The sequence below is a fragment of the Saccharopolyspora sp. 6M genome (assembly GCF_020176775.1).
GTDB lineage: Bacteria > Actinomycetota > Actinomycetes > Mycobacteriales > Pseudonocardiaceae > Saccharopolyspora_C > Saccharopolyspora_C gregorii.
This window is the reverse complement of record NZ_JAIUJZ010000146.1, coordinates 1-11,409: the sequence shown is the minus strand read 5'-3', so window position 1 is coordinate 11,409 and position 11,409 is coordinate 1. Positions and strand designations below refer to the sequence as shown.

Below are 11,409 nucleotides of genomic sequence, written 5' to 3'. Positions count from 1 at the left end.
GGCCTGATGCCCCCGCCGGGGGTCCGGCCGGGCCTTCCCGCCGCGCGGCGGGGGGGGGGCGGCCCCGGGGGGGGGCGGGGGCGCCGCCGCCGGGCCCCCCCCGGGCGACGGCCCGATGCCGGTCGGGGGGTCTCGACATCGGGCCGAGCGATCCGGCATCGCCGGGACCACGACCAGCATGATCTCCGCGCGGCGCGTTTTTCCAGAGGCCCCACACGGTCGATGGACACCCCTTGCGCGGGGTGCGCCGATGTCCTCCCGGCTGCGGAGGTGCGGGTGTCGCAGCGGCTCGCCCGGCACCGTCCGCGCAGGTCAACGACGGGCGTTCGACACCGGGCGGGTACGTGCGGCGGCAACCACACCGGTGGCGCGGTGCTCCGCGGCTCCACCGATCCGGATCATCCGACTTGATGAAGCGGGGCGGCGACGGTCTCCGGCGGAGGTGATCCGGGCTCGCGCGCGGCGGGCATCGCGGCGGTCGGCCGAGCACGGCTCACCGCGCGCGAGGCCGCCGGGAATCGCCGAGGTCAGGCCTCGGCGGCGAGCTGCCCGCAGGCCGCCGCGATCTCCTGGCCGCGGGTGTCGCGGACGGTGCACGGCACGCCCGCGTCCCGGACGCGCTGCACGAACTCGCGCTGCACCGGCTTCGGCGAGGCGTCCCACTTGCTGCCCGGCGTCGGATTCAGCGGGATCAGGTTCACGTGCGCGAACTGGCCGAGGTGCTTGTGCAGCAGCTTGCCCAGCAGGTCCGCGCGCCACGGCTGGTCGTTGATGTCCCGGATCAGCGCGTACTCGATCGACACCCGGCGACCGGTGTGGTCGGCGTAGCCGCGCGCCGCCTCCAGCACCTCGGCGACCTTCCAGCGGTTGTTCACCGGCACCAGCGTGTCCCGCAGCTCGTCGTCCGGGGTGTGCAGCGACACCGCCAGCGTCACGTGCAGCTGCCCCTCGGTCATCCGCTTGATCGCGGGCACCAGGCCCACGGTGGAGACCGTCACCGAACGCTGCGACAGGCCCAGGCCCTCCGGCGCGGGGTCGCAGATGCGGCGCACCGCGGAGATCACCCGCTTGTAGTTCGCCAGCGGCTCGCCCATGCCCATGAACACCACGTTGGACAGCCGGCCCGGGCCGCCGGGCACTTCGCCGTCGCGCAGCATCGCGGCCGCGGTGCGCACCTGGTCCACGATCTCCGCGGTGGACAGGTTCCGCTGCAGCCCGCCCTGCCCGGTCGCGCAGAACGGGCAGGCCATGCCGCAACCCGCCTGGCTGGAGATGCAGACGGTGGCGCGGTCGGTGTAGCGCATCAGGACGCTCTCGATGAGCGTGCCGTCGTGCGCCCGCCACAGCGTCTTGCGGGTGGTGCCCTCGTCGGTGTCCAGCGTCCGCACCTGCGTGAGCAGGGTGGGCAGCAGGTCCGCGCCGAGCTTGGCCCGGCTCGCCGCGGGGATGTCGGTCATCGACTCCACGTCGGCGTTGAGCCGGCCGAAGTAGTGGTGCGCGAGCTGCTTCGCGCGGAACGGCTTCTCCCCGAGCTCGCCCACCGCGGCGCGGCGCTCCTCGACCGACAGGTCGGCGAGGTGACGAGGGGGCAGGCCGCGCTTGGGCGCGTCGAAGACCAGCGGAAGTGAAGTCGACATAGCGCCCACCAGTGTCCCACGGCCCGAGGCGAGCCCCGTCGGCACGTCCGGGTCGGCACGCCGGGACCGGCGGCCCTGGTCCGCCCGGAGCGCGTCCGCTAAGGTTTCGGCGTGCCGAAACTTCACTCCCCAGTGCGGCGAACTTTCCGGAGCGGCAGGCGTGCCGCGGCCGGGATCGCCGCGCTGGCCGCCGCGCTGCCGCTCGTCGCCGGGTGCGACGCCGGGCTCGGACGGGCCGAGGACGGCAAGCCCTCGGTGGTCACCACCTTCACCGTCCTCGCCGACATGACCAGGGCCGTCGCGGGCGACCGGATCACCGTCGACTCGATCACCAAGCCCGGCGCCGAGGTGCACGGCTACGAGCCCACGCCCAGCGACCTGCTCACCGCCGCGAAGTCCGACCTGGTGCTGGACAACGGCCTCGGCCTGGAGAGCTGGTTCGCCCAGTTCGTCGAACGCAGCGAAGCCCCGCACGTGACCCTGAGCGAAGGCGTCGACCCGATCCCGGTCGCCGCGGGCGGCACCCGCGGCGCCGCCAACCCGCACGCCTGGATGTCCCCGCGCAACGCCAAGACCTACGTCGCGAACATCCGCGACGCGCTCAGCCGGATCGACCCCGCGCACGCCGCCGAGTTCCGCGCCAACGCCGACGACTACACCCGACGGCTCGACGAGATCGAGCGCTACCTGCGCACCGAGCTCGACCGGATCCCCGCGCGGCAGCGCGCGCTGGTCACCTGCGAAGGCGCCTTCTCCTACCTGACCAGGGACGCGGGCCTGCAGGAGGCGTACCTGTGGCCGGTCAACAGCGACTCCGAAGGCACCCCGCAGCAGATCAAGAACACCACCCGCTTCGTGCAGCAGCGGCAGGTGCCCGCCGTGTTCTGCGAATCGACCGTGAACGACAAGGCGCAGCGCCAGGTGGCCGAGGAGACGGGGGCGCGGCTCGGCGGCACCCTCTACGTCGACTCGCTGTCCGAACCCGGCGGGCCCGTGCCCACCTACCTCGACCTGCTGCGCCACGACGCCGAGACCATCGTCGCCGGACTCTCCGGAGGTGCCCGATGAGCGTGCAGGCCCGGCACGTGACCGTCTCCTACCGCGAAGCGCTCGCCCTCGACGACGTGAGCGTGGACATCGCCTCCGGGCAGGTCTGCGGGCTGCTCGGGGTCAACGGATCCGGCAAGTCCACCCTGTTCAAAGCGCTGATGGGGCTGGTGCGCCCCGACCGCGGCGAGATCCGGCTGCTCGGCCGCGACCCGAAGCGCGCCCGCCGCGACGGACTCGTCGCCTACGTACCGCAGTCCGAGGCGATCGACGCCACGTTCCCCGTCACCGTCGCCGACGTGGTGCTGATGGGCCGCTACGGGCGGATGGGGATCACCCGCCGCGCCCGGCCCGCCGACCGGGCCGCGGTCGCCGAGGCGCTGGACCGCGTCGGGCTCACCGACCTCGCGCGCAATCCCATCGGCGCGCTCTCCGGCGGCCAGCGCAAGCGCGCCTTCGTCGCCCGCGGGATCGCCCAGGGCGCCGAGCTGCTGCTGCTCGACGAACCGTTCGCCGGGGTGGACAAGGGTTCCGAGGCGATGATCGCCGACCTGCTGCGGGGACTGCGCGACGAAGGCCGCACCATCATGATCTCCACGCACGACCTGGCCGGCGCCCCCGCGCTGTGCGACGAGGCCGTGCTGCTGCACCAGCGGGTCCTCGCCCACGGCCCCGTCGACGACGTGCTCGCCCCCGAAGTGCTGGCCCGCACCTTCGGCGTGCCGGGAGGAGTCCGATGAACGACCTCGCGATCTGGCTGCTGGAACCGCTGCAGTTCGGCTTCATGCGGCGCGCGCTGCTGGTCAGCGTGGTGGCGGCACTGGTGTGCGCCGTGCTGTCCTGCTGGGTGACGCTGATCGGCTGGTCGCTGCTCGGCGACGCCGTCTCGCACGCCGTGCTGCCCGGTGTGGTGCTGGCCTACGTGTTCGCGCTGCCGTTCTCCGTCGGCGCGTTCCTGTTCGGCGGCCTGTCCGTGGCCATGATCGGTGCGGTGCGCGGCACCACGAAGCTCAAGGGCGACACCGCGATCGGCGTGGTGTTCACCGGGCTCTTCGCGCTGGGCGTGGTGCTGATCTCGCGGATCCCCAGCCAGGTCGACCTCAACCACATCCTGTTCGGCAACGTCCTCGGCGTCACCGACGGCGACATCGCGCAGGTGCTGGTGATCAGCGCGATCACGCTGGCGGTGGCGGTGCTGAAGCGGCGCGACCTCACGCTGTACGCGTTCGACCCCACCCACGCGCACGCCATCGGGCTGCAGCCGCGGCGGATCGGCGCGCTGCTGCTGACGATGCTGGCGCTGACCGTGGTCGTCGCGCTGCAGGCCGTCGGCGTCATCCTGGTGACCGCGATGCTGATCACGCCAGGGGCGACCGCGTTCCTGCTGACCAGGCGCTTCCCCCGGATGCTGGCGGTGGCCGCGGCGCTGTCGGTCGGCAGCGGGATCGCGGGCACCTACCTGAGCTTCCACCTGGACACCTCGACCGGCGGGATGATCGTGTGCTGCCAGGCCGCGCTGTTCCTGCTCACCTACCTGTTCGCACCCGGGCAGGGGCTGTTCCGGGAGCTGCTGCGGCGGCGCGCGCGGCGCGCGGAGGCCGCCACCGCCGGATAGTCCACCCACTCGTGGCACCACCCGGTCTCCTATCGTGGGGGCCATGACGAGCATGGCCGAACGCCCTTCGGCGTCCGTGGAGGACTACGTCCGGGCGATCTACGGGCTCACCGAGCGCGGGGTGGCCGTGACCAACGCGACGCTGACGCAGCGGCTGGGGCTCAGCCCCTCCTCCGTCTCCGGGATGATCACCAAACTGGCCCAGCTGGGGCTGGTCACGCACATCCGCTACCGCAGCGTCGAACTCACCGCGGAAGGCCGCAGGCTCGCCTACGACGTGCTGCGCAGGCACCGGCTGCTGGAGCTGTTCCTGGTGGAGGTGCTCGACTACACCTGGGACGAGGTGCACCCGGAGGCCGACGCGCTGGAGCACGCCGTCTCCGACGAGCTCATCGAGCACATCGCCGCGAAGCTCGGCCACCCCACCCACGACCCGCACGGCGACCCCATCCCCACCGCGGACGGCGTCGTGGAGAAGCCCACCACCCGGCTGCTGGACCACGTCGAACCGGGCACCGTCGGCACCATCGCGCGGGTCTGGGACACGGATTCGGAGCTGCTGCGCTACCTCACCGACCACGGGATGATCCTCGGCGCGCGCATCGAGGTCGTGGAGCGCAAACCGTTCGGCGGCCCGCTCGTGGTGCGAGTGGGGGAGCCGGCGGAGGCCGAGACGCACTTCCTCGGCACCGAGATCGCGAGCACGCTGTCCATCCGCAGCTGACCCCCGGTCAGGAGGCGCGGCGGTCGTGGTCGGCCCGCGGCTCCTCCCCTTCCGCCCGCTCGTCCTCGGACGTCCCCGAACCGTAGAGCTCGTCGGCGAGGAGGCGGTCGTGCAACTGGTCGGTGCGGTGCGCGCCGAGCACCGCGAGCAGCAGGTCGAACCGGTGGTCGGTGAGCACGATCGCGACGTGCGCGAAGCCGCCCAACCCGCCGAGCACCAGCACCGACACCCACCGCGCCGGCACCTCGTCCTGCACCAGCAGCACCACCGCGACCGCCAGGGCCAGCACCGAGGTGAACGCGACGGCCCTGGCCAGCATCAGCCGCCGCCACAACGTCCGGAAGGTCGGGTGCTGCCGGGACAGCTCCCGGACGAGCCCGGCTCGTTCGCGCCGGTCCATCCGCGCGACCTGGCTCAATCCCGCGGTGACCGGTCCGCCCGCGTGAAAGGCCATCTGGTCGCTCCTGTTGCACGTGTTCGCGGCGGGATCCGGCCGGTTCCCGGCCACTTCGGAGTTCGCCCCGAGACCGCGATCGAGGCCCGGCCGCCGCACCGCGGCCCGCGGTGGGGTCGTCGCCGGATCAGCCCGGCGGGCACCACACTCCGTCACCAAGACAAGTCGATCACGACGGAGCGCTGCGAACAAGGCGTCATTCGGGGGCGCCCGAACCGCGGTCCGGACACCTCGGCGTGACTGCGACCGAGTGCACGACAAGTCTTGATCGTCCGGTCGGTTGGTCTTGCCAGCCGTTCGGGAAATGTCGCTACTTTACGTGTCGGCACCCGCGCGTTGATCACCCGGCACGCGCTCCGACCAGGTGTTTTGCCGACACTGCGAGTGCCGGTCGGTATTCGGAAGAAATCTTCGAGCACCGCGAATCGGCAATGCCGGCGCACCGGTTCAAAAACCCCGGACCAGCCCCACCGGACGAGCGCGAATGCGCACCCGATAACCCACTTCGAACTCGCAGCCGGAGATCTGCCGCAACGCCCGGCGCGCCACCTTCGGCGAGAACTCGATCCCCAGCACCGCCGCCAGCTCGGCCCGGTCCGCGAACCGCCACACCGCGCGCACCGACTCGCTGCGGAAACCGTGCAGCTGGAAGAACCGCTCCACCGCGACCGGGTCGAACCGCGGTGAATCCGCGCGCATCCAGTCGCCGTACGGCGAGCACGACCCGTCCAGGTCGACGATCGCGAGCGTGCCACCCGGCCGCAGCACCCGCTCGGCCTCCACCAGCCCCGGTTCGCAGCCCGGTCCGAAGAAGTACGCGGTCCGGGCGTGCACCAGGTCCGCGCAGGCACCGGCCAGCGGCAACCGCTGCGCAGGAGCCTGCAGCACCGCCACCCCCGGCATCCCGGCCACCCGCGACCGCGCTCGCTCCACCAGCGGCGGGTGCGGTTCCACCCCCACCACCGAACGCGCCGACTCCGCGAAGACCCCCAGGTGGAACCCGTCGCCGCAGCCCACGTCCACCACGTCGCCGCCGGACCAGTCGCAGCTCGCGCGCAACGCCGCCCACAGCGCGCCGGACACGTCCTGCGCGCGGTTCTCCCGCTCGTAGACGTCCGGCCAGTGCCAGATGTTCGGACTCGGCGTGATCCGGGCCGGATCGCCCGACCCGATCACCGCACCGACCCGATCATTGCGGGAGCAGCCAGAACAACATCATCCACGCCACCACCGCGGACGGCAGCAGCGAATCCATCCGGTCCATCAGGCCACCGTGACCGGGCAGCATGTTGCCCATGTCCTTGATCCCCAGGTCCCGCTTGATGACCGACTCCATCAGGTCGCCCAGCGTCGCGCTGCACACCAGCGCGGCGCCGAACAGCGCGCCCTGCCACCACTCGCCGCCCAGCAGCAGCACCACCGACAGCACGCCCGCCACGGCGCCCGTCAGCATCGAACCCGCGAAGCCCTCCCAGGACTTCTTCGGGCTGATCGACGGCGCCATCGGGTGCTTGCCCAGCAGGACGCCGAACGCGTAACCACCGGTGTCCGAGGCCACCACACCGATCATGAAGCACAGCGCGCGGAACGCGCCGTCCGACGGCACCGCCAGCATCGCCGCGAACGACGCGAACATCGGGACGTACGCGGCGGTGAACACCGACGCCGTCACATCGCGCAGATAACCGTCCACGCCGAACCGGAACCGCCACGCCAGGCAGCCCAACGTCGTGATCGTGAACGCCACCAGCAGGCCGCGCAGCCCGAACGGCCAGGACAACCAGATCATCAGCTGCCCGCCCACCAGCACGGGCAGCATGCTCACCCGGATGTCCGCGCCGCGGCGCAGCGCCCCGGCCAGCTCCACCGTGGACACCGCGGCCGCCACCGCGACGATGCCGATGAACAGGTGCCGCAGCATCAGCAACGACAGGATCACCGCGGCGCCCAGCACGACGCCCACCGCGATCGCCGCCCGCAGATCACGACCCGCCCGGGAGGGACGCGACGGCTCGTCCGGTGCGGAAGCGGACATCCCGGACTCACCTTCGCGCTGGCTGGTCGTCACCGAAGGTCGCCCGGGTCCAGCACACCCGGCACCCGGGCGGCCTGCGGCCTGACCCCGGGCGGACACGAGCGGAAACGACCAGACGCCCACGCGGGCGCCGCCGGCGAAAGCGGCCCGGCAGCCGCGAACCACAGTTGCAAGACAGCCTCTCAAACTTCGAGGAGCTCTGCTTCCTTGTGCTTGACGAGCTCATCGATCTGGGCCGTGAAGCGGTGGGTGAGGTTGTCCAGTTCCTTCTCACCGCGCGTGCCCTCGTCCTCGCCCGCGTCGCCGTCCTTGACCGCGCGGTCGATGCCTTCCTTGACCTTGCGCCGGATGCCGCGGATGGTGATCTTGCCTTCCTCGCCCTTGTGCTTGGCGAGCTTGACCATCTCCTTGCGGCGCTCCTCGGTCATCTGCGGGATCGCGATCCGGATCAGCTGACCGTCGTTCGACGGGTTCACGCCCAGGTCCGAGTCCCGGATGGCCTTCTCCATCGCCGCGAGCTGGCTGGAGTCGTAGGGCTTGATGACGACCAGCCGGGCTTCGGGCACGCTGACGCTGGCCAGCTGGTTCAGCGGCGTCGGCGAACCGTAGTAGTCGACGACGATGCCGGAGAACATCGCCGGGTTGGCACGGCCGGTGCGAACCGTGGCCAGATCGTCCTTGGCCACGTGCACCGCCTTCTCCATCTTCTCCTCGCCGTCGAGGAGGGCCTCGTCGATCACGGTTGCTCCTTAGGTGTGGCGGCCGATGTACGTGCAGTGCGCGCCGCGCGACGCGGTGAAGCGTCGTCAGCGGACCCGATCAGGATCTCAGCAGCGTCACGCAGACGCTGCGGCAGGGGTGCTGACCAGGGTTCCGATCTTCTCACCGCGAACCGCGCGGGCGATGTTGCCCTCCTGCAGGAGGTTGAACACCAGGATCGGCATGGCGTTGTCCATGCAGAGGCTGAACGCGGTCGCGTCGGCGACCTTCAAGCCCCGCTCCAGCACCTCGCGGTGGCTGACCGCGTCGAAGCGCACCGCCGTCGGGTCCGTCTTCGGGTCCGCGGTGTAGACGCCGTCGACGGCCTTCGCCATCAGCACGACCTCGCAGCCGATCTCCAGCGCGCGCTGGGCGGCGGCGGTGTCGGTGGAGAAGTACGGCATCCCGGTACCGGCACCGAAGATGACCACGCGGCCCTTCTCCATGTGCCTGCTCGCGCGGCGCGGGATGTACGGCTCGGCGACCTGGCCCATCTCGATCGCCGTCATCACCCGGGTGTCGATGTCGTGCTCGCGCTCCAGGAAGTCCTGCAGCGCCAGGCAGTTCATCACCGTGCCCAGCATGCTCATGTAGTCGCCGCGGGCGCGTTCCATGCCGCGCTGCTGCAGCTCCGCACCGCGGAAGAAGTTCCCGCCGCCGATGACCACGGCGACCTCGACCCCGCTCGCGACGACCTCGGCGATCTGCCTGGCCACCGTTCCCACCACGTCCGGATCGACGCCGACGGCGCCACCGCCGAACATCTCACCGCCCAGCTTGAGCAGCACACGCCCGTAGCCGTCTTCCGACGTGCCGTCGTCGGTCACTGGGTTCCTCCTGGAGGGCCGTTGTTCCACGGTGATCGTGCAGCACCACCTGTGCTGCGCTGCGCGAACGCCCCGCCCTCCCACTGGGCGGAGGCGGGGCGTGCGGGTCGCGAACCCCGCCCCCGGGATCGTCCGGGGGCGGCGGCGCGGAACCGGGGGGGGGGGGGGGGGGGGGCCCCCCCCGGGCGGGGGGGGGGGCGGCGGGCCCCCCCCCCCCCCCCCCCCCCCCCCCCCCCCCCCCGGGGGCGCCGGGCGGGGCGGCGGCGGCGCCCCCCCCCCCCCCCCCCCCCCCCCCCGGGCGGGATCAGGCCTGGCCGACCTCGAACCGCGCGAAGCGGGTCACGGTCACGCCTGCCTCGTCCAGCAGGGCCTTGACGGTCTTCTTGTTGTCCTGCACCGACGGCTGGTCGAGCAGCACGTTCTCCTTGAAGAAGCCGTTCAGACGACCCTCGATGATCTTCGGGAGGGCCTGCTCCGGCTTGTTCTCGGCGCGCGCGGTCTCCTCGGCGATGCGGCGCTCGTTGGCCACCACGTCCTCGGGGACGTCGTCGCGGCTGAGATAGGTGGCCTTCAGGGCCGCCACCTGCATCGCGGCGTTGCGCGCGGCGTCCTCGTCGGAGCCGGTGTACTCGACCAGCACGCCCACGGCCGGCGGGAGGTCCGCGGCGCGGCGGTGCAGGTAGGTGGTCACCTGGCCGTCGAAGACGACGACGCGGCGCAGCTCCAGCTTCTCACCGATCTTGACGGCGAGGTCCTGCACGGCCTCACCGATGGTCTTGTCGCCCAGCGGGGCGGCCTTGACCGTCTCCAGGTCGGAGGAGTTCGCGGCCTTCGCGGCCTCGACGACCTTGTCCGCCAGCGCGATGAACTCGTCGTTCTTGGCGACGAAGTCCGTCTCGCTGTTCAGCTCGATCATCGCACCGCCGGCGGCGACGACCAGGCCCTCGGCGGCGGAGCGCTCGGCGCGCTTGCCGATGTCCTTGGCACCCTTGATGCGCAGGACCTCCACGGCCTTGTCGAAGTCCCCGTCGGTCTCGGTGAGGGCCTTCTTGCAGTCCATCATGCCGGCGCCGGTCAGGTCACGGAGACGCTTGACGTCGGCCGCAGTGTAGTTCGCCATCGTGCGGGTCCGTCCTTTTTCGGAATGTGTGCACAGCGGAAGATCAGCGGCGGCAGCGGAGGCAGCACGTGCGTCCGCGGCCGCTCGCGACGCGAATGGGCGGCGGGTCGTGCTCGACGCCCACCGCCGCTGGGCCCCGAGCCGCGGTGCGGCCGGGGGACCCGATGATCGTGCCGGTCACCGCTGGGGTGACCGGCACGGTCGGAATCAGGACTGGGCGGGCTCGTCGGCCTTCGCCGCACCCTCACCGGAACCGGTGGTCAGCAGCTGCTGCTCCCACTCCGGCAGCGGCTCCTCGCCGGCCGGCTGGGGCTTCTCCTCGCCCTCGGCAACGCCGTTGCCGCGGCCGCTGCGGGCCATCAGACCGGCGGCGACACCGTCGGCCACCACGCGGGTCAGCAGCGCGGCGGAGCGGATCGCGTCGTCGTTGCCCGGGATCGGGTAGTCGACCTCGTCCGGGTCGCAGTTGGTGTCCAGGATCGCGACGACCGGGATGTTCAGCTTGCGAGCCTCGCCGACGGCGATGTGCTCCTTCTTCGTGTCCACGATCCAGACGGCGCTGGGGATCTTGGACATGTCGCGGATGCCGCCGAGGGTCTTTTCCAGCTTGTCCTTCTCGCGGGTCAGCATCAAGATTTCCTTCTTGGTGCGCCCCTCGAAGCCGCCGGTCTGCTCCATCGCCTCCAGCTCCTTGAGCCGCTGGAGACGGCGGTGCACCGTCTGGAAGTTCGTGAGCATGCCGCCCAGCCAGCGCTGGTTCACGTAGGGCATGCCGACGCGCAGCGACTGCTCCGCGATCGCTTCCTGCGCCTGCTTCTTGGTGCCGACGAACAGGATCGTCCCGCCGTGGGCGACCGTCTGCTTGACGAAGTCGTACGCCGCATCGATGTACGACAGCGTCTGCTGCAGGTCGATGATGTAGATGCCGTTGCGCTCGGTGAAGATGTAGCGCTTCATCTTCGGGTTCCAGCGCCGGGTCTGGTGCCCGAAGTGCACGCCGCTGTCGAGCAGCTGCTTCATGGTGACGACGGCCATGGCCTTGTTCGCACCTCTTGTGTCGGGGGGGGCGCCCCGCGGGGGGGGGGGGGGGGGGGGGGGGGGGGGGGGGGGGGGGCAACCGCCCCCCCGGGGGGGGGGGGGTGCGCCGCCGGGACCCCGGCTCAGTCCTTCGCGGTGATGCGGTCCGGCGCC

The 11,409-nt window shown here is 71.7% G+C and carries 12 protein-coding genes; 4 read left to right on the top strand and 8 right to left on the bottom strand.

Annotated features, from left to right (window positions below):
• Positions 1–527: 527 nt before the first annotated feature.
• Positions 528–1,637 (bottom strand): 23S rRNA (adenine(2503)-C(2))-methyltransferase RlmN, encoded by a 1,110-nt coding sequence (rlmN, locus tag LCD31_RS19375; RefSeq protein WP_224960019.1) that lies wholly within the window; start codon positions 1,635–1,637, stop codon positions 528–530.
• Positions 1,638–1,769: 132 nt separating this feature from the next.
• On the opposite strand from rlmN, the gene LCD31_RS19370 reads away from it, so the two are divergent.
• From LCD31_RS19370 to LCD31_RS19355, 4 genes are read left to right on the top strand one after another with little or no spacing between them, the layout of a single operon-like run.
• Positions 1,770–2,705 (top strand): metal ABC transporter substrate-binding protein, encoded by a 936-nt coding sequence (locus tag LCD31_RS19370; protein ID WP_224960017.1) that lies wholly within the window; start codon positions 1,770–1,772, stop codon positions 2,703–2,705.
• On the top strand, positions 2,702–3,424 hold the full coding sequence (locus LCD31_RS19365) for a metal ABC transporter ATP-binding protein (RefSeq protein WP_224960015.1): 723 nt from the start codon (positions 2,702–2,704) through the stop codon (positions 3,422–3,424). The genes LCD31_RS19370 and LCD31_RS19365 overlap by 4 nt, the downstream gene beginning before the upstream one ends.
• Positions 3,421–4,299, top strand: a complete 879-nt coding sequence (locus tag LCD31_RS19360; RefSeq protein WP_224960013.1) for a metal ABC transporter permease — start codon at positions 3,421–3,423, stop codon at positions 4,297–4,299. The genes LCD31_RS19365 and LCD31_RS19360 overlap by 4 nt, the downstream gene beginning before the upstream one ends.
• 52 nt (positions 4,300–4,351) lie before the next feature.
• A complete protein-coding gene (locus tag LCD31_RS19355) occupies positions 4,352–5,023 on the top strand; it encodes a metal-dependent transcriptional regulator (protein WP_374201670.1) in 672 nt (223 codons plus the stop codon).
• Positions 5,024–5,030: 7 nt separating this feature from the next.
• Here the strand turns inward: LCD31_RS19355 and LCD31_RS19350 are convergent, their stop codons facing one another.
• From LCD31_RS19350 to rpsB, 7 genes are all read right to left on the bottom strand, one after another.
• Positions 5,031–5,477: a hypothetical protein gene (locus tag LCD31_RS19350; RefSeq protein ID WP_224960010.1), complete on the bottom strand. Its 447-nt coding sequence runs from the start codon at positions 5,475–5,477 to the stop codon at positions 5,031–5,033.
• Between the two features lie 447 nt (positions 5,478–5,924).
• Positions 5,925–6,653, bottom strand: coding sequence for a class I SAM-dependent methyltransferase (locus tag LCD31_RS19345; RefSeq protein ID WP_224960009.1), 729 nt, complete (start codon positions 6,651–6,653; stop codon positions 5,925–5,927).
• 13 nt (positions 6,654–6,666) lie between these two features.
• Entirely contained in the window at positions 6,667–7,512 is an 846-nt protein-coding gene (locus tag LCD31_RS19340; protein ID WP_224960008.1) for a phosphatidate cytidylyltransferase, read from the bottom strand.
• Between the two features lie 182 nt (positions 7,513–7,694).
• Positions 7,695–8,252: a ribosome recycling factor gene (frr, locus tag LCD31_RS19335; protein ID WP_224960007.1), complete on the bottom strand. Its 558-nt coding sequence runs from the start codon at positions 8,250–8,252 to the stop codon at positions 7,695–7,697.
• A 96-nt stretch (positions 8,253–8,348) separates the two neighbouring features.
• Positions 8,349–9,098, bottom strand: coding sequence for a UMP kinase (gene pyrH, locus LCD31_RS19330; RefSeq protein WP_224960006.1), 750 nt, complete (start codon positions 9,096–9,098; stop codon positions 8,349–8,351).
• Positions 9,099–9,402: 304 nt separating this feature from the next.
• Entirely contained in the window at positions 9,403–10,218 is an 816-nt protein-coding gene (tsf, locus tag LCD31_RS19325) for a translation elongation factor Ts (RefSeq protein ID WP_224960005.1), read from the bottom strand.
• Positions 10,219–10,425: 207 nt separating this feature from the next.
• Positions 10,426–11,253 (bottom strand): 30S ribosomal protein S2, encoded by an 828-nt coding sequence (gene rpsB / locus LCD31_RS19320; RefSeq protein ID WP_224960004.1) that lies wholly within the window; start codon positions 11,251–11,253, stop codon positions 10,426–10,428.
• Positions 11,254–11,409: the final 156 nt, after the last annotated feature.

Excerpts from the sequence above, each read along its gene's own strand:
- LCD31_RS19360 (WP_224960013.1), top strand. The coding sequence starts at position 3,421 with ATGAACGACCTCGCGATCTGGCTGCTGGAACCGCTGCAGTTCGGCTTC.
- LCD31_RS19355 (WP_374201670.1), top strand. The coding sequence starts at position 4,352 with ATGGCCGAACGCCCTTCGGCGTCCGTGGAGGACTACGTCCGGGCGATC.
- LCD31_RS19365 (WP_224960015.1), top strand. The coding sequence starts at position 2,702 with ATGAGCGTGCAGGCCCGGCACGTGACCGTCTCCTACCGCGAAGCGCTC.
- LCD31_RS19340 (WP_224960008.1), bottom strand. The coding sequence starts at position 7,512 with ATGTCCGCTTCCGCACCGGACGAGCCGTCGCGTCCCTCCCGGGCGGGT.
- rpsB (WP_224960004.1), bottom strand. The coding sequence starts at position 11,253 with ATGGCCGTCGTCACCATGAAGCAGCTGCTCGACAGCGGCGTGCACTTC.
- tsf (WP_224960005.1), bottom strand. The coding sequence starts at position 10,218 with ATGGCGAACTACACTGCGGCCGACGTCAAGCGTCTCCGTGACCTGACC.
- LCD31_RS19350 (WP_224960010.1), bottom strand. The coding sequence starts at position 5,477 with ATGGCCTTTCACGCGGGCGGACCGGTCACCGCGGGATTGAGCCAGGTC.
- rlmN (WP_224960019.1), bottom strand. The coding sequence starts at position 1,637 with ATGTCGACTTCACTTCCGCTGGTCTTCGACGCGCCCAAGCGCGGCCTG.